Origin of the sequence: Niveispirillum sp., assembly GCF_052437035.1 — a bacterium.
Classification (GTDB): domain Bacteria; phylum Pseudomonadota; class Alphaproteobacteria; order Azospirillales; family Azospirillaceae; genus Niveispirillum.
On record NZ_JBQVOH010000010.1, the window covers coordinates 174,669 to 194,980 of the forward strand.

Annotated in this window: 18 protein-coding genes; 7 read left to right on the forward strand and 11 right to left on the reverse strand. The window is 64.5% G+C overall.

The genetic code is table 11. The features are described 5' to 3' along the window. Nucleotides 1-88: 88 nt before the first annotated feature. The 6 genes from ACT6Q8_RS21280 to ACT6Q8_RS21305 form a co-directional block, all read right to left on the reverse strand. The gene (locus ACT6Q8_RS21280) at nucleotides 89-1,630 is read right to left on the reverse strand and encodes a carboxylesterase/lipase family protein (protein WP_444734372.1); all 1,542 of its coding nucleotides are present in this window, start codon (nucleotides 1,628-1,630) and stop codon (nucleotides 89-91) included. Between the two features lie 55 nt (nucleotides 1,631-1,685). Next, a complete protein-coding gene (locus tag ACT6Q8_RS21285) occupies nucleotides 1,686-2,579 on the reverse strand; it encodes a LysR family transcriptional regulator (RefSeq protein WP_444734373.1) in 894 nt (297 codons plus the stop codon). A gap of 73 nt (nucleotides 2,580-2,652) precedes the next feature. Beyond that, nucleotides 2,653-3,117, reverse strand: a complete 465-nt coding sequence (locus ACT6Q8_RS21290; protein ID WP_444734374.1) for a nuclear transport factor 2 family protein — start codon at nucleotides 3,115-3,117, stop codon at nucleotides 2,653-2,655. Between the two features lie 15 nt (nucleotides 3,118-3,132). Further along, nucleotides 3,133-5,181: a 2Fe-2S iron-sulfur cluster-binding protein gene (locus ACT6Q8_RS21295; RefSeq protein ID WP_444734375.1), complete on the reverse strand. Its 2,049-nt coding sequence runs from the start codon at nucleotides 5,179-5,181 to the stop codon at nucleotides 3,133-3,135. A gap of 28 nt (nucleotides 5,182-5,209) precedes the next feature. Beyond that, on the reverse strand, nucleotides 5,210-5,818 hold the full coding sequence (locus ACT6Q8_RS21300) for a glutathione S-transferase family protein (protein WP_444734376.1): 609 nt from the start codon (nucleotides 5,816-5,818) through the stop codon (nucleotides 5,210-5,212). 172 nt (nucleotides 5,819-5,990) lie between these two features. After that, nucleotides 5,991-8,048, reverse strand: coding sequence for a prolyl oligopeptidase family serine peptidase (locus ACT6Q8_RS21305; RefSeq protein ID WP_444734377.1), 2,058 nt, complete (start codon nucleotides 8,046-8,048; stop codon nucleotides 5,991-5,993). Between the two features lie 176 nt (nucleotides 8,049-8,224). Between ACT6Q8_RS21305 and ACT6Q8_RS21310 the strand changes: the two genes are divergently transcribed. Together ACT6Q8_RS21310 and ACT6Q8_RS21315 are read left to right on the forward strand one after the other, a co-directional pair. Further along, nucleotides 8,225-8,701 (forward strand): (2Fe-2S)-binding protein, encoded by a 477-nt coding sequence (locus tag ACT6Q8_RS21310; RefSeq protein ID WP_444734385.1) that lies wholly within the window; start codon nucleotides 8,225-8,227, stop codon nucleotides 8,699-8,701. A gap of 4 nt (nucleotides 8,702-8,705) precedes the next feature. Continuing rightward, nucleotides 8,706-9,491, forward strand: coding sequence for an FAD binding domain-containing protein (locus ACT6Q8_RS21315; RefSeq protein WP_054170368.1), 786 nt, complete (start codon nucleotides 8,706-8,708; stop codon nucleotides 9,489-9,491). Here the strand turns inward: ACT6Q8_RS21315 and ACT6Q8_RS21320 are convergent. The 5 genes from ACT6Q8_RS21320 to ACT6Q8_RS21340 form a co-directional block, all read right to left on the reverse strand. Next, on the reverse strand, nucleotides 9,481-9,924 hold the full coding sequence (locus ACT6Q8_RS21320; protein WP_054170369.1) for an Lrp/AsnC family transcriptional regulator: 444 nt from the start codon (nucleotides 9,922-9,924) through the stop codon (nucleotides 9,481-9,483). The two genes, ACT6Q8_RS21315 and ACT6Q8_RS21320, sit on opposite strands and share 11 nt — an antisense overlap. Nucleotides 9,925-9,990: 66 nt before the next feature. Continuing rightward, nucleotides 9,991-11,493: an L-piperidine-6-carboxylate dehydrogenase gene (amaB, locus tag ACT6Q8_RS21325; protein ID WP_444734378.1), complete on the reverse strand. Its 1,503-nt coding sequence runs from the start codon at nucleotides 11,491-11,493 to the stop codon at nucleotides 9,991-9,993. An 85-nt stretch (nucleotides 11,494-11,578) separates the two neighbouring features. Next, nucleotides 11,579-12,649, reverse strand: coding sequence for a saccharopine dehydrogenase family protein (locus ACT6Q8_RS21330; RefSeq protein WP_054170371.1), 1,071 nt, complete (start codon nucleotides 12,647-12,649; stop codon nucleotides 11,579-11,581). Nucleotides 12,650-12,779: 130 nt separating this feature from the next. Next, the gene (locus ACT6Q8_RS21335; RefSeq protein ID WP_444734379.1) at nucleotides 12,780-14,354 is read right to left on the reverse strand and encodes a PAS domain S-box protein; all 1,575 of its coding nucleotides are present in this window, start codon (nucleotides 14,352-14,354) and stop codon (nucleotides 12,780-12,782) included. Between the two features lie 159 nt (nucleotides 14,355-14,513). Then, entirely contained in the window at nucleotides 14,514-15,392 is an 879-nt protein-coding gene (locus tag ACT6Q8_RS21340) for a LysR family transcriptional regulator (protein WP_054170373.1), read from the reverse strand. Nucleotides 15,393-15,531: 139 nt separating this feature from the next. Between ACT6Q8_RS21340 and ACT6Q8_RS21345 the strand changes: the two genes are divergently transcribed. From ACT6Q8_RS21345 to ACT6Q8_RS21365, 5 genes are all read left to right on the forward strand, one after another. Beyond that, a complete protein-coding gene (locus ACT6Q8_RS21345; RefSeq protein WP_054170374.1) occupies nucleotides 15,532-16,641 on the forward strand; it encodes an S-(hydroxymethyl)glutathione dehydrogenase/class III alcohol dehydrogenase in 1,110 nt (369 codons plus the stop codon). A 182-nt stretch (nucleotides 16,642-16,823) separates the two neighbouring features. Next, nucleotides 16,824-17,660: an S-formylglutathione hydrolase gene (fghA, locus tag ACT6Q8_RS21350; RefSeq protein ID WP_444734380.1), complete on the forward strand. Its 837-nt coding sequence runs from the start codon at nucleotides 16,824-16,826 to the stop codon at nucleotides 17,658-17,660. A gap of 105 nt (nucleotides 17,661-17,765) precedes the next feature. Beyond that, entirely contained in the window at nucleotides 17,766-18,155 is a 390-nt protein-coding gene (pyp, locus tag ACT6Q8_RS21355; protein WP_102114883.1) for a photoactive yellow protein, read from the forward strand. Nucleotides 18,156-18,181: 26 nt separating this feature from the next. Further along, nucleotides 18,182-19,402, forward strand: a complete 1,221-nt coding sequence (locus tag ACT6Q8_RS21360) for an AMP-binding protein (protein WP_444734381.1) — start codon at nucleotides 18,182-18,184, stop codon at nucleotides 19,400-19,402. Between the two features lie 113 nt (nucleotides 19,403-19,515). After that, nucleotides 19,516-20,220, forward strand: coding sequence for an alpha/beta fold hydrolase (locus ACT6Q8_RS21365; protein WP_054170553.1), 705 nt, complete (start codon nucleotides 19,516-19,518; stop codon nucleotides 20,218-20,220). Nucleotides 20,221-20,312 lie beyond the last annotated feature (92 nt).

The window sequence follows — 20,312 nt, forward strand, 5'->3', positions numbered from 1 at the left end:
CTTCCTCGGGCGCGGATCTCTGTTGGACCACCCTCCCATAAGACTTGATCCTGATGGACCCGGCCCCCGAACAGGGGCCGGGCTTTTTTCATGGCCGCCCATCCAGCCGCCGTTCGGTCAGGTCCAGGCGGGCCCGCAGTGGATCGGTGGTCACGACCGGCCCGTCATTGCTGAAATCGATCAGTTTTTCCTCCCCCGCCGTGAACAATGGGGCCGCGGGATCACCGGCGGGGGCGGGGACACCCGTCCTGGCGAAGCGGGTCCAGTAGGCACGCAGGCGGGGCGCCATGGCCAGATCTGCCGATGTCGTCCGGCTGCCATAGCGTGGCAAGACATGGTCGAATACGAAGGGCAGTTCCTTGGCATGCGGCGTGCCGGGCCAGCGGTCACGCATGCGCTCGGCGACATAGGAGAAGCGGTAGTGATAGACGGGCACGCCCAATGCCACCATGGCGCGGGCCGTGGCGCGGGCGGGTTCGATGAAGATGGCATCGCCCGATACGCGGTGGCCCACCTTCTCCGCCGTATCGGTACCGGTGGGATCGTAAATCCGCGCCGCCTCGTCCCGCAGGGGACCGAAGCGGGACAGCACCTCCTCCTTGCTGCCGCCCTCATGCCAGCCATCATCGCTGGTGGCACCCACCATGTAGGGGACGCGCGCCGCCTTGCCAACCCGCATCAGGGCCAGCGGTTCGTCGGGCATCGACGGCACCCCCATCACGGGGCCGGAATAATCCTTTGTACCGCCCAGGGTGGCCAGGTTTAGATTGCCCACCAGCCGTTCCGTCGGCAGGGCGCGTAGGGCGGCCAGTGCGTCCGGTCCGCTGCCCTCAATCCCCTGGTTGCGGGCGAACAGGGTGCCGATTGCCTCCCCTTCCTTGAAACCGGGGGAGGGCAGCAGCGTGTTCCGCCCCCCGCCCGACATGGCGATGGCCTTGTGGAACAGGCCGGTGGCCAGCGGCGTGGTCAGCAGGACATTGACCGATTCCCCACCGGCACTTTCCCCGAAGATGGTGACATTGGACGGGTCCCCACCGAAGGCGGCGATATTGGCCGCGACCCAGCGCAGGGCCGCGATCTGGTCCATGAAGCCGAAATTGGCGGTGGGGCCGCCTGCCGCCTCCGCCGTCAGGGCGGGATGGGCGAAGAAGCCGAAGCGACCCAGCCGATGATTGGCACTGACCACCACCACCCCATCGCGCGCCATGCGCGACCCGTCATAGATGGCGGGGGAGGTACCGCCATTCACGAAGCCGCCGCCATGGATCCAGACCATAACCGGCAGCCGCTTTCCCGCCATCCCCGCCGGGCGCCAGACATTCAGGAACAGGCAATCTTCCGCCGGAATGGTCGCCAGCGGGGCGTCATCGCCGATAAAGGGCTTTTGCGCACAGTCGGCGCCATAGGTGGTGGCCGGGCGTTCGCCATTCCACGCGGCGGCCGGGGCCGGGGGGCGCCAGCGCAGGTCGCCCACGGGTGGGGCCGCGAAGGGGATGCCCAGGAACCTGTCCACACCCTCGGCGGACAGGCCGCGCACCGCCCCTGCCTCTGTCCGGGCCAGGGGGGCATCGGCGGCGACGGCGTTCGGTACCGCTAACAATACGAAAAGGATCAAGGCCCTGATGTTCATCCCTGCGTTTCCCCGTTTGTTATATCGGCAGGGTAGCAAGGGTGGGGCAGTCCCGCTACCCGTTCAGCAGTGGATTGGCGCGCAGCCGGTCGACCGCCATGTCGACAAAGGCGCGGACCTTGGCGGGCGCGTGCCTTCCCTCCGGATGCAGGACATGCACGGGCACCGGCTCCTCCTCATGCTCTGCCAGCATGATGCGCAGCGTGCCAGCGGCCAGGGCCGGGCCGACCTGATAATGCAGCACCCGCGTCAGGCCCCAGCCGGCCAGTGCCGCACTGATCACCGCCTCGTTGGTGTTGCATTGCAGGGTGGGGCGAACCGTCAGACGCTGGTCCCCCTTGAACCGCCATTCATTGATGGCCCAGGCGCTGGTAGGGGCGGCGATACGGTGGCGGTTCAGGTCGGCAGGGCTTTCCGGTTCGCCATGTTCTGCGAGATAGCTGGGAGAGGCGCAGATGACGCGCCGCACACGACCGACGCGGATGGCGGTAAAGGCGCTGTCGGGCAGATGGCCGATGCGCACGGCGACATCGATGCCTTCATCAATGATGTTCACAGAGCGGTCGATGAACAGGGTGCGCACCGCCATGGACGGATAGGCGTCCAGATAATCCATCAGGATGGGCAGCACATGCATCTGTCCGAACAGCAGCGGGGCCGTGACCGACAGGGTGCCCGTGGGCGTGGCATAGGAACCACCGGCGGCGGCCTCCGCCTCCACAATGTCGGACAGGATGCGGCGGCAATCCTCCAGATACCGGCACCCACCCTCCGTCAGCTTGACCGAGCGGGTGGTGCGCACGAACAGGCGCGCACCGATGGTCTCCTCCAGTGCTGCGATGGCGCGGGTGACGGCGGGTGCGCTCAGGTTCAACTGGCGCGCAGCTTCGGCAAAACTGGCCGTCTCCGCGACCTTCACGAAGATGCGCATGGACTGCCAGCGATCCATCCTTGTCCCTTTCGTGGGGGGTTGGGGGAGGGATAGCATAGCAGAGTTTGGGAGGGTGAGGGGGTAAGCCCCCTCAGAACCCGAAATGGCTCAACCCCGGATGGTCGTCGGGCCGGCGGCCCTGGGGCCAGTGGAACTTGCGGTCGGCCACGGTGATCGGGTGTTCGTTGATGCTGGCATGGCGGGCGCGCATCAGGCCGTCTTCGGCAAACTCCCAATTCTCGTTGCCATAGGCACGGTACCATTGGCCGCTATCGTCACGGTACTCATAGGCGTAGCGGACGGCGATGCGGTTGCCGGTAAAGGCCCATAGTTCCTTGATCAGGCGGTATTCCAGCTCCCGGTTCCATTTGCGGGTCAGGAAGGCCTCTGCTTCCGCCCGGCTGTTTACGAACTCGGCACGATTGCGCCAGCGTGTGTCGGTGGTATAGGCCAGCGCCACCTTTGCCGGATCGCGGCTGTTCCAGCCATCTTCGGCCAGACGCACCTTTTCGATGGCGGATTGTTCGGTGAAGGGGGGCAGGGGGGGACGGGACATTGTCTTTCTCCTTGGTTAGATGTCGAGTTGCAAAGGCTGATCCCCGCTGGGTACAGCGCAGCAGATCAGCACTTCATCGGCGCCGCGCGGGGCGGTGGGTTCCTTGACATAGCTGACGGCACCGGCCAACAGCCTGGTCTTGCAACTGCCGCAGGTGCCGCCACGGCAGCTGAATTCCGGGGATAGGCCGCGTGCCTCTGCCAGTTCCAGCAGGGTGCCGGAACCGGGGTTCCAGCGCGCCTCCTTGGCAGAGGCGGTGAAGGCCACGGGGACCGGGGCGGTGGCGGGCGGGGGCTGCGGTGCTGCTGGCTTGGTGCTGTCGGTGGTGCGGGTCAGGGAGGAGGGGCCGAAGGCTTCGGCATGGATGCGGTGGTCAGCGATGGTCAGTGCGCGCAGACCGTCATATTGCGCCTGGGTGAAGGCGGGCGGGCCGCAGAGGTAGAAATCGTAATCGTTGAAGGAAAGGTGTTGCTTCAGCAGGGCTGTGTCGATGCGGCCCGCGACGTCATAATCGCGGCCCTGCATGGCATCGTCGGGATCGCTCAACACCCGGATGACCCGCACGGCGCCACCCGCTGCCGCGACCAGATCGGCCAGTTCGCGGTCGAAGGCCCGTTCGGCCCTGGTGCGGGCGGCCTGGAACAGGATGGTGGGGCGAATGGATCGGGTCCGCAGCCCCTCGTAAACGATGTGGCGCAGCATGGCCAGCATGGGCGTGATGCCAACCCCGGCGGCCAGCAGCACGGCGGGTCGCTTCTCACCCGCGTTGATGGTGAAGGTACCGGCGGGGGCGCGCGCCTCAATCCGGTCGCCCCGGTGGACATGGTCGTGCAGATACTGGGAGACCAGTCCGTCCCGCTTCACACTGATCCGGTAATAGCCATCGGAGGGCGCCACCGACAGGGTGTAGGTGCGCATCACCGGCTTGTCGCTGCCGGGCAGGGTCAGGCGGATGGGCAGATGCTGTCCCGCCAGATGCGGCAGAAGGCCGGCACCGTCGGCGGGGGCGAGGTGGAAGGAACGGATGCTGGACGATTCCTCCACGATGCGGGCAACCGTGAAGGGCCGCCATTGCGTGGAGAGATCGGCGGCGCGCAGCCGGTCCGCCGCCTGTTCCCAATCACCCGTCATCAGGGAATTGGGTGACCAGCCCTGCGGCTGAAAAGACCAACGCAGGGGCAGGGCCGCCGGGCGATGCACCACGCGGCGGGCGCGGAAGGTCCATAACCGTTCCGCCCCCTGAAAGGCCGCAACCTCCGGCCCGTCCAGAATCAGGGCGGCATCGCCCGTCAAGTGCAGCATGTCGCCGGTGGCGAAATCGACAAAGACCAGCCCGGCCTTGCCGTTCAGCAGGATGTTGCCCAGCGTCGCGAAGAACAGGTTGCCGGCGAAATCCGGGATGGTCAGGGTGCCGTCATCGCCGACGCGCACAAACCCCGCCTTGCCGCCGCGATGGGACACATCGACCTGACGGCGTCCCTCCCGGTCGGCATAGGAGGCGACGAAGAATGTGTCCGCCGCCTGGATGATGGCGCGGGCATTGGCGTCGATCTGGTCGCTCTCTCGCACGTCACCCGTGAAGGGTTCGGCGGGGTCGCGGGCCAGGGCGACGTCGCGCAGCTGGATATATTGCGGACAATTGCCGAAGCTCTGATCCACCTCAAACCGAAGCAGGCCGGGATGGGCGGCACGGATGATGCCGTTGACGCGGTTGCGGCGGCGGGTGTGTAGCTCGATACCCAGCAGGCCGATGGCGTCGCCGGTATTCATGCCGGCACCGGCCGGGTCCTGCGGGTTCAGCGGGACCTGGATGTCCAGCCGCGTGGCGGTGGGGGAGGCGATGAACCCCGCCCCACCGGCAAGCAGCGTGGCCCAGGCATCGCCGGCACCATCCACCGACCCCGCCACGATAAAGGGGACCTGGGCATAGAAGTCGCGATGCTGCTGGGGCATGAAATCGCGGATGACCCGTGCCCCCACATCCTGCATCCGCGCGGCCACGCCCAGCTTTTCCTGAAGCGCCGTTTCACCTTCATGCCAGACGGGCAGCTTGCTGCTCATCATCCCCTCCATCGGGTTGCCGGGTGTGTGTTCAGGCGAACAGTCCGACCTTGTTGCGGGCGAAAGGCACGAAGCCGGGCAGCCCCTCAATCCGGGCCAGGAAGGCCTTCACATGGCGATAGGCGGTGAGATCGACATTCCCTTCCGGCGCGCTGGACAGGTAGGAATAGAGCGCGACATCGGCGATGGTGGGGCGTGTGCCGACCAGCCAGTCACGGCCCTCCAGATGCGCCTCCAGCCGGCCCAGCAGCGTGTGGGCGCGGGTGATGACCTCTTCCGCGTTAAGCTTGGCGCCCAGCAGATTGATCAGGCGGGCCGCGGCCGGGCCAAAGGCCAGATCGCCCGTGGTGACGGACAACCAGCGTTGGACCGCAGCGGCGCCTTCCGCATCTTCGGGCAGCCAGCCGCCACCCTGCTTCTTGGCCAGATAGACCAGGATGGCGACGCTGTCCGGGATCACGACCCCGTCATCCTCCAGCACCGGCACCTGACCGAACGGGTTCAAGGCCAGGAATTCCGGCCGCTTATGCGCGCCGGCCATCAGATCGACCTCCACCAGCTCATGCGGCAGGGCCAGCAGCGACAAGAACAGGCGGGCGCGGTGGGCATTGCCCGACAGGGGGTGATAATGGAGCTTCATGGTTCTGATCCCTGGTATCGAGGGGCCGGGGCGTTCCCGGCCTTCCAGGGCAGAATGGGTCATGGGGGTGTTGGCGTTAATTCGTTGGTTGGGCAGTTCATTATTTCATTGGATGGAATAATCTATCAGCAAGAAGGGCGGGACCTTTCGGACCCGCCCCTGAATTATCAGCTTAGTTGGCCGGCCCCGGCGTCACATGCGCCTTGGTCCAGCGTTCGACCTCGCTGTACCAGAAGACGCTGTTCTGCGGCTTCAGGACCCAGTGGTTCTCATCGGGGAAATAGACAAGACGGCTTTCCACACCCCGGCGCTGCAACGTGTTGAACAGTTCGATCCCGTGGTTGATCGGCACGCGCAGATCCTGTTCACCATGCAGGATCAGGGACGGGGTCTTGAAGTTGCCAGCCTGCATATGCGGGGAATTGCGGGCGATATTGGCCTGATCATCCCAGAATTCCTTGAACCGCGCCTGACTGCCGCTGAAATCGGCGGCATACTGGGTATAGAGGTTATAGACCGGTGCATGGATCACCAGGGTCTTGAACGGGTGTTCACGGCCCAGGATGAAGCTGTTCAGGTAACCGCCATAAGACGCACCGGCCGCCAGCATACGGTCCTTGTCGATGAAGGGCTTGGCGGCCAGCCACTCGGCGGCCTTCATCGTGTCCTGGTACGGCACCTCACCCCATTCCGGGTTGATGCTGTCGGTGAAGGCCTGACCAAAGCCGCTGGACCCGTGGAAATTATGCCAGGTGACGACATAGCCCCAGCCGGCAAACACCTGCGCGTTCCAGCGATAGCTGAACGCATCGGTGATGGCATTGTGCGGGCCGCCATGGACCAGCATCATGGCCGGGTATTTCTTCGCCGGGTCGAAATTGGGCGGATAGACCACCCACATCTGGATGTCAGCGTTGTTCGCCCCCTTGTAGGTAACGCTTTCAACCTTGCCCATCTGGAACCCGGACAGGGTCTGGGCATTGGCGGCTGAGATGTCGCGGACCTTGCCGGACTTTGCGTCGACGGCGACCAGTTCGGCGGGCGCGCTGATCGACTGGCGCAGGGCCACCAGCGACTTGCCAGCCACCTCCACATCCGTCACGTCGCCGGTGGAACCATCGGTGATGCGGCGGGGCTTTTCCTTACCCTTGGGGTCATAGCGATAAACACGCTGGACCGAGGCGTCATCAACGGCGCCATACAGGGCAGAGCTGTCATCGGTCCAGGAGAAGTCGCTGGCCGAGCGGTCGAAACCATCGGTGATGTTGCGCGTGGCACCCGTGGTCCGGTCGCGCACCATCAGCTTCGCATTCTCGCCATAGAAGCCGAAAATGGTGCGCTGGTTATAGGCCAGCGACTTGCCATCGGGGGCGTAGACGGGGTTGCTGTCCGGCCCGGTCTTGTTGTCGGGCGTGATGTTGGTGGCCGTACCGCCGGCCACGGCGATGGTGAACAGGTCGATATTGGGACGGTTGCCCACCTTGTCGACATTGACGGGGAAGGCGATTTCCTTGCCGTCGGGCGAGATATCGAACGGCGCGCCGCCTTCGTTATATTGCACCGACACGCCGGAGCCGAGCGTGATGGCGCGCGGGGCGGCACCATCAATATCGGTGGCATAGAGATGGTTTTCGCGGTCGTCCAGATAATGGTCGAAATAGGCGATGGGGGCCTTGTCCCAGACCTTGGCCGACATCTTCGTCTCTTCCCGGTCCTTCAGGCGCTTGGCCTGATCATCCCAGGTCGACAGGTCGGTCCAGACACGGGACATGAAGACCAGCCCCTTGCCATCGGCCAGCCATTTCGGCGTGCGGGCACCGGTGGGGACACTGGTCACCCGCTTCGCCTCACCCCCGCCCACGGGCAGGACATAAATCTGCGGGGCCTTGTCATCGTCGCGTTTGGCGGTGAAGGCAATGTATTTGCCATCCGGGCTCCACACCGCGTCGGCTTCCGCCGCCGGATCAGTGGTCAACTGCCGGGCCGGGCCGCCATCGACGGGAAACAACCACAGATCGGCGGCGCGCTTGTCCGTCTTCAGGTCGAACACGGAAACCGAGACGGCGGCCGACCTGCCATCGGGCGACAGGGCGGGTGAGGCCACCCGCTTCAGCCCCCACATGTCGGTGGCACTCATCACCTTTTTCTGCTGTGCCAGGGCCGGGGCGGCAAACGCCACCGACGCCGCCCCCAGCAGCAGACCCACACGCGCGAAAGACCCCAAACGCATTTCTTATCCTCCGTCCGACAGGATTTTGGGGCGAGAGGATGCCAGCGATGGGGGTAGCCCGATAGGGCTGTAACAAGCCTGTTACGAAGTGGTGACAATTGTGTCGGGGTGTGCAGCCGCTTGACGCAGTGACCAACGACGGCACAGATAAGGGCCAAGAGATTGAAGGGGGCATGATGTCCGTCGCGATTACCCTGACCGTCAATGGCGACAAGGTTAGCCGGGAAGTGGACCCGCGCCTGCTGCTGTCGCAGTTGCTGCGCGATGAGCTGGGCCTGACTGGCACTCATGTCGGGTGTGATACCAGCCAGTGCGGGGCCTGTACGGTGCATCTGGACGGTGCATCGGTGAAAAGCTGTGCCGTGCTGGCGGTGCAGGCCGATGGGTCGGATGTGCTGACCATCGAAGGGATTGCGGGGCCGGACGGGGCATTGCACCCGATGCAGGCGGCGTTTCGGGAGCATCATGGCCTGCAATGCGGCTTCTGCACGCCGGGCATGGTGATGGGGGCCATCGAGCTGGCCCGGACGGCGCCGGACCTGGAGGAGGCGACGATCCGCGAGGGGCTGGAAGGCAATCTTTGCCGCTGCACCGGTTACCAGAATATCGTGAAGGCCGTGCGCGCGGGCGCCCAGGCCATGCGGGAAGGGTGAGGCCATGTACGGGTTCGACTATCACCGTCCTGCCGCTCTGTCCGACATTGTCGACCTTCTGACCGCGGACGAAGACGCCAAGCTTCTGGCCGGTGGCCAGACCCTGATCCCGACGCTGAAACAGCGTCTGGCCATGCCGACATCCCTGGTTGACCTTTCGGCGGTGCCGGGGTTGCGGGAGATTGTGGCGGAGGGTGACGGGGTGCGCATCGGTGCCATGGCGACCCATGCGGCCGTGGCGGGCAGCGAAGTGGTTCGCGCGATGCTGCCGGGGCTGGCCGATTTGGCCGCCCATATCGGTGATCCACAGGTGCGCAACCGGGGCACTATCGGCGGGTCCATCGCCAATGCCGACCCGGCGGCGGATTATCCGGCGGCATTGGTGGCGCTGGACGCCGTTATCCGCACCGACCGGCGGGATATTGCGGGGGCGGAATTCTTTACCGGCCTGTTTGAGACGGCGCTGCTACTCGGTGAAGTCGTGACATCCGTGTTCTTCCCGGCCGCGTCCCATGCCCGCTATGCCAAGTTTCCCAATCCGGCCAGCCGGTACGCCATGGCGGGTGTGTTCGTCGCCAAGCAGGGGGATGTGGTGCGGGTGGCGGTGACGGGTGCCGGGCCTTCCGTCTTCCGCTGGGACGCGGCGGAGGCGGCTCTGAGCGCACGGTTCAGTGCGGATGCGCTGGTTGGCTTGGTGCTGGATGACGACGGCCTGAACAGCGATATGCATGCGGATGCGGCATACCGCGCGCATATTGTGGGCGTTCTGGCCCGGCGTGCTATCGCCTGAACTTGTCCGACAGGACCAGGGACGACATGGTGCGTTCGACACCCTGCACCTGACCCAGCAGGTCCAGCACGCGGTCGATATCCTGCACCGACTGTGCCGCGATGACGGCCATCATGTCGTAGGTGCCGGAGATGGCGGACAGGCTTTCCACCTCGGTGATGCGCTTCACCTCCGCCACGATGCGCGACAGCATCTTGGGGTTGGTGGACAGCAGTACATAGGCGCGGATCAGGCGGCTGCTGCCCGGATCCTGACGCAGTGTATAGCCCTGAATGATGCCCAGCCGTTCCAGCCGTGCGATGCGGGCCTGCACCGACGACCGCGCCAGTCCCAGTTTACGCGCCAGCGATGCCGCCGGTTCACGGGCATTGGCCTTCAGAAGGGCGAGCAGGGCCGTATCAACGGCATCCTGTTGAGCGTCGGTGGCGTCCATCGGGGGCCTTGGCAAAACAAAAATAAAGGGCGGGGCGGATGGGCAACCATCCGCCCCGGCACCCTATCACAGCTCGGGGAACTCAATCCCCTGGGCCAGCGGCAGGGAGGTGCCGTAATTGATGGCCGATGTCTGGCGGCGCATATACTGCCTCCAACTGTCGGAACCGCTTTCGCGGCCACCGCCCGTTTCCTTCTCGCCACCGAAGGCCCCGCCGATTTCAGCACCGCTGGGGCCCATATTGACATTGGCGATGCCGCAGTCGGAGCCATCGGGGGCCAGGAAGCGCTCGGCCTCCAGCAGGTCGCGGGTGATGATGCTGGAAGACAGGCCCTGCGGCACGTCGTTCTGCAGGGCCACAGCCTCTTCAAAGTCGCTGTAGCGAAGGATGTACAGGATGGGGCCGAACGTCTCGTGTTTCACGATCTCCGTCTGGGCCGGCATTTCCACGAGCGCGGGGTAGGCGTAATACGCATCCGGGAACATATCGGCCAGGGCACGGCCACCGCCATGGACGGTGCCGCCCTGCGCCTTGGCGGCGTCCAGAGCCTTGGCCACGGCGTCAAAGGCGGCCTTGTCGACCAGCGGACCCATCAGAGTGCCGGCATTGCGCGGATCGCCCGGCTGAATGGCGGCAAAGGCAGTCTTCACCGCCGACACCACCTTGTCATAGCAATCGGTGTGGACGATCAGGCGGCGCAACGTGGTGCAGCGCTGACCGGCCGTACCCACGGCGGCGAACAGGATGGCGCGCACGGCCAGTTTCAGGTCGGCCGACGGCGTAACGATCATGGCATTGTTGCCGCCCAGTTCCAGGATGGAACGGCCAAAGCGCTTGGCGACCACCGGGGCCACTTCGCGGCCCATACGGGTGGAGCCGGTGGCGCTGACCAGTGGCACGCGGGTGTCGGCCGCAATCTGTTCGCCAACCTCACGCAGGCCGAACAGCAGCTGCGAAAGGCCGGACGGCGCGTCGCCGAAACGGGCCAGGGCCTTTTCGAACAGGGCCTGGGTGGCCAGTGCCGTCAGCGGCGTCTTTTCCGACGGCTTCCAGATCACCGGGTCGCCGCAGACCAATGCCAGGGCGGCGTTCCAGGCCCAGACGGCGACGGGGAAGTTGAAGGCGGTGATGATGGCGACGGGGCCCAGCGGCTGCCAGGTTTCCACCATGCGGTGGCGGGGACGTTCGGACGCGATGGTCAAACCGTGCAACTGCCGCGACAGACCCACGGCGAAGTCGCAGATATCGATCATCTCCTGCACCTCGCCCAGGCCTTCCTGGACGATCTTACCGGCTTCCAGCGTGACCAGCGCCCCCAGGTCGGCCTTATGTTCGCGCAGCACCTCACCGAACAGGCGGATCAGCTCCCCCCGGCGGGGGGCGGGGACGGTGCGCCAGGACTTGAACGCGTTGGCGGACCGGGCCAAGGCGGCATCCACCTCGGCGCCGCTGTGCGCCTTAACGGCCCCCAGACGGGCGCCATCAATGGGGGAGCGGGAGACGATATCCCCGTCGGCGACGAGATGGGCGATGCCCAGGCGGTCCAGAAGGGCGGCGGTTGCGGACATGGGGCGGAACTCCGGTATGGAATGGATGCTGCTTGATTATGCTTTATGGAAATGGGAACGGCGTGGCACCCGTCCCCGGTTCGCCTCACGCATAAACCTTTCCGAAACGGTTGGAAAGGAACAGGTCCAGCGGCATCTGCTCCTGGCGGACGAAGCCTTTGGAGGGCAAGTGGCCGGTTGCCTGCAGGTCCAGCATGGCGCAGATGCCGGCAGCCGTGCTCATCTGGATGGCCGACAGGAACTGGCCTTCGACCTCTTCACCATGAATGTGGCGGACGATGCTTTCCTGTTCCAGGCGGCCATGGCGCTTGCCGCTGACGGTGCAGAAGACCAGGACCACATCCTGCATGGTGATGGGCAGGGCTTCTTCCAGCACTTCCTTCAACAGGTCGCGGCGGCGGGCCAGACGCAGGTCTTCGACCAGCAGCTTGATGATGGCGCAGTGACCGGGATAACGGACGGACTTGTAGGTCAGGTTCTCCACCTTGCCGGCCAGCGTCTCGGTCAGCGAGCCCAGGCCGCCCGAGGTATTGAACGCCTCATAGGCGACACCTTCCAGAACGAATTCTTCCAGGTCTTCCAGGGGCGGCAGCTCGACATTCTTGCCGTCCTGCACCGCCTCGCACGGGTTCAGATATTCGTTGATCAGGCCGTCGGTGGACCAGGTCAGATTGTATTTCAGGGCGTTGGTGGGATAGCGGGGCAGGGCGCCGACGCGCAGCTGCACATCGCGCAAGCTGTCAAAGCCGGCGGCCAGACCATGGGCGGCGATGGACACGAAACCAGGGGCCAGCCCGCATTGCGGGATAAAGGCGCTGCCAGCCTTGGCAGCCACTTCCTTCACCACGCGCGTGCTGGCCACATCCTCGGTCAGGTCGAAATAATGGATGCCGGCATCATAGGCGCCGTAGGCGACGGTGGAGGTGGTGTGGAAGGGCAGGGCGTTCAGCACCGCGTACTTGCCGGCCATGGTCTTGCGCAGGGCGGCACCGTCATTGATGTCCAGTTGCACCGTGTCCACGCCCAGGTCTGTGAACCGCTTCAGGGCATCGGCGCTGTGGTCCGCGACGGTGACGGTGTAATCGCCGCTGCGGCGCAGCAGCAGGGTGATGGCGATGCCGATCTTGCCGGCGCCCAGCAGCAGGATGTTCTTCATTTTGCTCCCCATTTCCCGAAAGGTATTTACGGGGAATGGTGCCGCCCGCCGCCGCCGATCGGAAGGCGGCGATCTGTCGATATGCAGGGTAATTGACGGCGTTTCGCAGGATATGCCGGCGTAACGCAGATCAGCCCGTCGCCATCTGCCGCAGCTTGGCCAGCAGCGCATCAATGCTGGTCGGCTTTGTCAGCATCTGGGTGCCGGGGGGCAGACGGGAGGTGTCGGCCCGGTCGATATAGCCGGTCAGGAACAATACTTTCAGCCCCGGCCAGCGGCCCAGCGCCAACTCCGCCAATTGCCGTCCATTGGTGCCGGGCAGGCCGACATCGGTGACCAGGAACTGAATGTCCGGATGGTCCGACAGGATGTCCAAGGCCGCATCGGCATTGCCCGCCTGATGCACCACAAGCCCCTGTTCCTCCAGCGCCTCGGCCAGGACAAGGCGGATCAGCACCTCATCCTCCACCAGCAGCAGGCGGTAGATCGATGACGGGGTTTCGGGCGGCACTGCCGGACCTTGCTCCCCCGCCGGTTCGGCAGCGGAAAAGATGTGGCAGGGCAGGTGCAGCGTTACCTTCGTTCCCCGTCCCTCCCGGCTGTCCAGGGTCAGGAAGCCACCCGATTGCCGCGCAAACCCATATAGTTGCGACAAGCCCAGGCCGGTGCCATGGCCGACCGGCTTAGTGGTGAAGAAGGGTTCGACGGCGCGGGTCAGCACCTCCGCTGACATGCCGATACCGGTATCGGCCACGGAGAGGGTGGCATAATCGCCATCCTCTACCTCGTTCGCGGCGGCGGCAGCGCGGTCGATATGGCGCATGCGGGTGGCGATGGTCAGGGTGCCGCCGTCGGGCATGGCATCGCGGGCATTGACGGCGAGGTTGAGGATACCGCTTTCCACCTGATGCGGGTCGGCCCAGGCGGAACAGATATCCTCTGTCAGATCAAGGCGCAGCAGTACATCCTCCCCCACCGACCGGCGGACCAGTTCGGCCATGCCACGGGCAAGGGCGTTCAGATCGACCGCTTCGGGCTGCAATGGCTGACGCCGGGCAAAGGCCAGAAGCCGCTGTGTGACGGCCCCAGCGGTTTCCAGCGCCGACAGCGCCGTCGCCATATGGCGCTGCACATCCGGCAGGTCCGGGGGCAGGCGGGCGGAAACCAGTTCCAGGCTGTTGCCGATCACCTGCAGAAGATTGTTGAAATCATGCGCCACACTGCCGGTCAGCCGACCCACGGTTTCCAGCTTCTGTGCCTGGAACAGGGCCTCGCGCGCTTCCTCCAACGCCTGCTGCGCCTGACGGCGTTCGGTGATATCGCGGGTGACCTTGGCGAAACCGATCAGGGTCCCGTCATCGTCACGCACCGGTTCGACCACCACGCTGGCCCAGAAATGGCCGCCATCCTTGCGCACGCGCCAGCCCTCAGCCTCGAACCGGCCCTCGACCAGCGCGGTGGCGAGCACGCGGGCGGGAAGCCCGTCACGCACATCCTCCGCCCGGAAGAAGCGGGAGAAATGCTGACCGATGATTTCACTGGCGCGGTAACCCTTGAAGCGCTGCGCTCCACCATTCCAACTGACCACGATGCCGTTGGGGTCCACCATATAAATGGCGTAGTCATGCACGCTTTCGATCAGCACGCGCAGGTGCCGTTCCCCCGCCAGACTATCGGCGGTCAGATGCTGCATGGTGCCGGTCAAGTCGGGTTTCCCGCGGAAAATGGGGATAAGACGTGCCATCATCAGCGACCGGACTTTTCCGTCAATCCTGCCGATGGTCCTAGGACTCTGTTTCTACTATTATATTAGACCATGTTTTATCAAGAATGGCTGAGTTTTGGGTGATCTTCCCTGTAGATGTCACAGCCGACCGACATGGGATTTCAGGTAATCCACCAGCAACGAAACCTTGGGCGACAGGTGGCGGCGATGGGGATAAACCGCCCAGATCCCCTCGTCCGGCGGGCGGTGATGGTCCAGAAGGCTGACCAATGTTCCGGCTGCCAGCTCCGTTTCCACATAGAAATCCGGCAGTTGGCACAGACCCAGCCCCTGGCGTGCGGCGTCCAGCACGGCAAAGCCGCTGTTGCATCGCCAGCTGCCGACAGGCCGGAAGGAGACCTGCCGGCCCTGATCCTCGAAATGCCAGAGATCGGCGGTGCCCATCAGGCACTGGTGTCGGGTCAGATCATCCAGGCTGGCCGGTGCGCCATGCCGTTCCAGATAGGCGGGTGCGGCACAGAGATAGCGGCGGCGTGATGCCAGACGCACGGCGATCAGGCGGCTGTCATCCAGGCTGGTGCCAGTCCGCACAGCCAGATCGAACCCTTCACCTACCAGATCGGTCAGCCGGTTGGTCAGATCGATACTGACCGACAGCTGCGGATGGGTCAGCAGGAAGCGGTTGACCAGGGGCACGATGAAGCGTTCGCCATAGGCGATGGAGCAGGTGAGGCGCAGATGGCCACGCGGGGCACCGTCGCTTTCGCTGACGGTGGCGAACGCCTCCTCCCGTTCCTCCACCAGCCGGCGGCAGCGTTCCAGAAAGGTGCGCCCGGCATCGGTGACGCTGACCCGCCGCGTGGTGCGGTAAAGCAGGCGGACCTGCAGCCGATCCTCCAGTCGCGCCACCTCCCGGCTGACATGGGAGGTTGAGACGCCCAGACGGGCTGCGGCGCCGGAGAAGCTTTCCGTCTCACAGACAGCGATGAAACTGTCGATCCCGTCCCAGGAGCCCATGATTGTTCCCACACAGCAATAATCATTTGCCAAAATGCATGATCGTTGCCAGAGCTTTCAAGCTATTGTCGCCCCCGACCTGTCCGTGCGACCCTCGCCGGGCGAACCCTTTCACGACCCCTGACCGGATAAGACCGCCATGAAGACCCGCGCCGCCGTCGCTTTCGAGGCCAAGAAGCCGCTGGAAATCGTCGAACTGGACCTGGAAGGGCCGAAGCCGGGCGAGGTGTTGATCGAGATCATGGCGACGGGCATCTGCCACACCGATGCCTATACGCTGGACGGGTTCGATAGCGAAGGCATCTTCCCCTCCATCCTGGGCCATGAAGGGGCCGGGATCGTGCGCGAAGTGGGGGCAGGGGTCACCAGCCTGAAGCCGGGTGACCATGTCATCCCGCTCTACACCCCGGAATGCCGGCAGTGCAAAAGCTGTCTGTCGCGCAAGACCAACCTGTGCACCGCCATCCGCGCCACCCAGGGCAAGGGGTTGATGCCCGACGGCACCACGCGGTTCAGCTATAAGGGCCAGCCCATCTATCACTATATGGGTTGCTCCACCTTCTCCAACTTCACGGTCCTGCCGGAAATCGCGGTCGCCAAGATCCGGGAGGACGCGCCGTTCCAGTCCTCCTGCTATATCGGCTGCGGCGTGACCACGGGCGTGGGTGCCGTGACCAACACGGCCAAGGTGGAGCCGGGTTCCAATGTCGTGGTGTTCGGCCTGGGTGGTATCGGCCTGAATGTCATCCAGGCGGCCCGCATGGTGGGTGCCGACAAGATCATCGGCGTCGATATCAATGACCGCAAGGCCGAATGGGGCCAGCGCTTCGGCATGACCCATTTCGTGAACCCGCAGAAGATCGAGGGCGATATCGTCCAGCATCTGGTGGCATTGACCGAGGGTGGTGCCGACTACACGTTCGACTGCACCGGCAATACCATTGTGATGCGTCAGGCGCTGGAGGCCTGTCATCGCGGCTGGGGCGTGTCGGTGGTGATCGGTGTTGCGGAGGCCGGCAAGGAGATTTCGACCCGTCCGTTCCAGCTGGTCACGGGCCGCGTCTGGAAGGGGTCGGCCTTTGGCGGTGCGCGTGGCCGCACCGATGTGCCGAAGATCGTTGACTGGTACATGCAGGGCAAGATCGAGATCGACCCGATGATCACCCATGTCCTGACCCTGGAAGAGATCAATAAGGGCTTTGACCTGATGCATGCGGGGGAGAGCATCCGCAGCGTTGTGGTTTATTAATTCTTGTCGTTGTTCCCTCACCCTCCCACCCGCTGACGCGGGCGGGCCCCTCCCTCTCCCGCCAAGCGGGCGAGGGGCTAAATCTTCACCCCTCGCCCACGAAGGTGGGAGAGGGAGGGGCCCAAGCCGGAAGGCTTGGGAGGGTGAGGGTAAGCCCGTTCCCTCAATATCGGCGCCCCATCATGACCCTTGAAACCGTCTCCACCACCCGGTCCCATGGCGGTGTACAGGGTGTGTATCGCCACACCTCCACCGCCACCGGCACGCAAATGCTGTTCAGCGTCTTCACCCCGCCACAGGCGGTTGGCGGGGCCAAATGCCCTGTCGTCTGGTACCTGTCGGGCTTGACCTGCACCCATGCCAATGTGACGGAAAAGGGGGAGTTCCGGCGCTGGGCGGCGGAACTGGGCCTGATCATCGTCTGTCCCGATACCAGCCCGCGTGGCGAGGGCGTGGCCGACGATACCGGCTGGGATTTAGGCCAGGGGGCGGGCTTCTATGTTGATGCGACGGAGGCCCCCTGGGCGCCGCATTTCAGGATGTGGACCTACGTGACGGCGGAGCTGCCAGCCCTGGTGGCGGAACATTTCCCCGCCGACATGGACCGGCAGGGTATCACCGGTCATTCCATGGGCGGGCACGGTGCGCTGACCGTGGCCCTGCGTCATCCGGGCCGGTTCAAATCGGTTTCCGCCTTCGCGCCCATCGTGGCAACGGCGCAGGTGCCGTGGGGGCAGAAGGCCTTTCCGGCCTATCTGGGCGGCGACCAAGCGTCCTGGCGCAGGCACGATGCAGTGGCGCTGATCGAGGGTGGGGCGCGGGTGCCGGAAATCCTGGTTGATCAGGGAACGGCGGACGGTTTCCTGGAAAACCAGCTGCGCCCGCAACTGCTGGCCGATGCTTGCGCCAAGGCCGGGATTGCCCTGACCCTGCGCCTGCAGGAAGGCTACGACCATTCCTACTATTTCATCTCGAGCTTCATGGAAGACCATCTGCGCTGGCACGCCGCCCGGCTGTAATTGGATAGGCCATAATGCCTATGCCCATTGAAGGGTAGCTGTCCTGAGCCAGTTATCAGCACGCCTGATTTTCCAGGCAGGCAATGATCGGACAGGACAGAAACCATGTTGAATGATTTCCAACTCGTCGAGTTCGGCAAGGCTGACATTGAGAATGTCATGTCGAAAATGTCGTCCACAGAGATCGATGGCTTGGCCTTCGGCGCTGTGCAGTTGGATTCGGAAGGCCGCATCCTTCAGTATAATGCAGCTGAAGGGGCCATCACCGGGCGCGACCCCAAGGCCGTGATCGGCAAGAGCTTTTTTACAGAAGTGGCCCCCTGCACCAATACCGCCGCCTTCAAGGGTGCCTTTGATGCCGGCGTAAAGTCCGGCAATCTGAACACCATGATCGAATACACGTTCGACTATAATATGAAGCCCACCAAGGTGAAGGTGCACATGAAGAAGGCCCTGGTCGGCGACAGCTACTGGGTCTTCGTGAAGCGGCTCTGAGCCGTCTTCCACCGGGAGTGGTTTCCATGACATCGACGCCTGCGACACCGCGCACCGATGCGGAAACCGCCCCCTGGTGGCAGGCTGCGGACAGCCTGTCGCGCTTCATCGCCGATAAGGTCGCAGGTGATCTTGCCCGCCTTCGCCCTGGCGAGCGCCTGCCGCCGCCCGCCAGCTGGCAGCAGGATATGGAACTCGGTCACGGTGGCCTTGGCATGGACAGCCTGGAACTGGTGACGGTGGCCACCGGTCTGACGGAGGCGCTGCACCTCCACCGGTCGGGGATTGAGGATTATCTGCTGATGCATCGCCGTCTGGGCGACTGGACGCAGATCGCGGCCCGTGGCCTGTCGGTCTTCGATGCGGAGCTGACCTTTCACACGTCCGGCAGCACGGGCACGCCAAAGCCCTGCCGTCACACGCTGGCCGGGCTTGAGGCCGAAATCCGGGCGCAGGCACGGCACCTGGGGCCGGTGCGGCGGTTGATCGGGATGGTGCCGTGCCATCATATATACGGCTTTCTGTTCACCATTCTGCTGCCCCGTTTTCTGGACATATCCTTCGTGGAAGCGCGCGGGCGCATGCCGGGCCGGGTGGCGGCGGAGATGGAAGCGGGTGACCTGCTGGTGGCGGTGCCCGAACAATGGGCCTTGATCGCACGCACCGGCCCCGCCGACCTGACGGGCCGGGCCGGACTATGTTCCACCGGGCCGCTTGCGCCCGACCTTTTCGCGGAACTGATCGGACGGGGCCTGTCGCTGACAGAGATCTACGGCTCCAGTGAGACGGCGGGCATCGGCTGGCGCTGCGGCCCCGATGAGCCGTTCACTCTACTGGAGGGATTGTCCCTGTCGGCGGACGGCAGCCGGCTTGACCGGGATTGGCAAGGGCAGGGGCAAGACCTGCTTGACCGGGTGACGCTATCGGGAAACGGACAGTTCCGCCTGCGGGGCCGTCGCGATAGCGCGGTACAGGTGGGGGGCGTCAATGTTTTTCCTGAACAGGTGGCAGCCCGCCTGCGTCAGCATCCCGATGTGACCGGGGCGGCCGTGCGGCCCATGACGATCAGCGACGGTCTGCGCCTGAAGGCCTTTATCGTACCGGCGAGCGCCATGGACGCCGAAAGCCTGCGAACCCGCCTTACTGATTGGGCACAGATGAATTTGAAACCTGAGGAACGGCCCAAAAGCTGGACCTTCGGGCCGGCTTTGCCGACATCAGCGCTTGGCAAGCTGTGCGATTGGTAAAAGAACGGATTGGTGACGGTTAGCCAAAGCTTATCGGCGAGGGGCAAAAGCGATTGGCGGCGGGCGGTTCTGGTGTGTCATTACTGACGGTGTAAACCCGCAAAGGATTGCCAATGTCTGCCCCTGCCGCCTGTGACGCGCCGTTGGTCATCCTGCCCGGATTGATGTGCGACAGCCGGATGTTCGGCCATCAGATCCGTGCCTTCGAAGGACAATGCATCGACGGCTTTTATGGCGGGGCCGACACTATTGCGGCCATGGTTGACTATGTCCTGGCCCGCATGCCTGCACGGTGTGCGCTGTTGGGCCATTCAATGGGCGCGCGGGTGGCATTGGAACTTTACCGGCGCGCACCGGAACGGGTGGCACGCCTGGCCCTGGCCGATACAGGCGTGCATCCGGTCCGCCCCGGAGAGGCCGAAAAGCGCTTTGCCCTGCGTCACCTGGGCCGTAGTGCCGGGGCGGGGGCGATGATTGATCAGTGGCTGCCGCCGATGATCGGGCCGGCCCATGCCGATGACTTGGAACTCTACACCAGCTTGCGGGCCATGTGCGTCGATGCCGGCGTGGCCATCTATGAGGCCCAGATCAACGCCCTGCTGAACCGTCCCGATGCGGCACCGGTATTGTCCACAATCACCAGTCCCACCGCCGTGATCGTCGGTCGTGACGACCGCTGGTCACCGGTTGATCAGCATCAGGACATCGCAGCGGCGATTACGGGTTCGCGTTTGTCGATTATCGAGCAGGCCGGCCACATGGCACCCGCAGAAGAACCCGCTGCTTTCAACGAGGCGCTGAGGATGTGGCTGTCATAAGGGGGCGGCGACTTTGGCGGATTCACGCTGAAGTGCGACTGGGTTGCAGTGCATTGTAGTCGGTTCGCCTGATAGCTGCCAGCTTGCTGCTG

What these genes read in the sequence shown, in the direction of transcription:
- ACT6Q8_RS21280 (WP_444734372.1), bottom strand. Translation starts at nt 1,630, where the DNA reads ATGAACATCAGGGCCTTGATCCTTTTCGTATTGTTAGCGGTACCGAAC.
- ACT6Q8_RS21285 (WP_444734373.1), bottom strand. Translation starts at nt 2,579, where the DNA reads ATGGATCGCTGGCAGTCCATGCGCATCTTCGTGAAGGTCGCGGAGACG.
- ACT6Q8_RS21290 (WP_444734374.1), bottom strand. Translation starts at nt 3,117, where the DNA reads ATGTCCCGTCCCCCCCTGCCCCCCTTCACCGAACAATCCGCCATCGAA.
- ACT6Q8_RS21295 (WP_444734375.1), bottom strand. Translation starts at nt 5,181, where the DNA reads ATGATGAGCAGCAAGCTGCCCGTCTGGCATGAAGGTGAAACGGCGCTT.
- ACT6Q8_RS21300 (WP_444734376.1), bottom strand. Translation starts at nt 5,818, where the DNA reads ATGAAGCTCCATTATCACCCCCTGTCGGGCAATGCCCACCGCGCCCGC.
- ACT6Q8_RS21305 (WP_444734377.1), bottom strand. Translation starts at nt 8,048, where the DNA reads ATGCGTTTGGGGTCTTTCGCGCGTGTGGGTCTGCTGCTGGGGGCGGCG.
- ACT6Q8_RS21310 (WP_444734385.1), top strand. Translation starts at nt 8,225, where the DNA reads ATGTCCGTCGCGATTACCCTGACCGTCAATGGCGACAAGGTTAGCCGG.
- ACT6Q8_RS21315 (WP_054170368.1), top strand. Translation starts at nt 8,706, where the DNA reads ATGTACGGGTTCGACTATCACCGTCCTGCCGCTCTGTCCGACATTGTC.
- ACT6Q8_RS21320 (WP_054170369.1), bottom strand. Translation starts at nt 9,924, where the DNA reads ATGGACGCCACCGACGCTCAACAGGATGCCGTTGATACGGCCCTGCTC.
- amaB (WP_444734378.1), bottom strand. Translation starts at nt 11,493, where the DNA reads ATGTCCGCAACCGCCGCCCTTCTGGACCGCCTGGGCATCGCCCATCTC.
- ACT6Q8_RS21330 (WP_054170371.1), bottom strand. Translation starts at nt 12,649, where the DNA reads ATGAAGAACATCCTGCTGCTGGGCGCCGGCAAGATCGGCATCGCCATC.
- ACT6Q8_RS21340 (WP_054170373.1), bottom strand. Translation starts at nt 15,392, where the DNA reads ATGGGCTCCTGGGACGGGATCGACAGTTTCATCGCTGTCTGTGAGACG.
- ACT6Q8_RS21345 (WP_054170374.1), top strand. Translation starts at nt 15,532, where the DNA reads ATGAAGACCCGCGCCGCCGTCGCTTTCGAGGCCAAGAAGCCGCTGGAA.
- fghA (WP_444734380.1), top strand. Translation starts at nt 16,824, where the DNA reads ATGACCCTTGAAACCGTCTCCACCACCCGGTCCCATGGCGGTGTACAG.
- pyp (WP_102114883.1), top strand. Translation starts at nt 17,766, where the DNA reads ATGTTGAATGATTTCCAACTCGTCGAGTTCGGCAAGGCTGACATTGAG.
- ACT6Q8_RS21360 (WP_444734381.1), top strand. Translation starts at nt 18,182, where the DNA reads ATGACATCGACGCCTGCGACACCGCGCACCGATGCGGAAACCGCCCCC.
- ACT6Q8_RS21365 (WP_054170553.1), top strand. Translation starts at nt 19,516, where the DNA reads ATGTCTGCCCCTGCCGCCTGTGACGCGCCGTTGGTCATCCTGCCCGGA.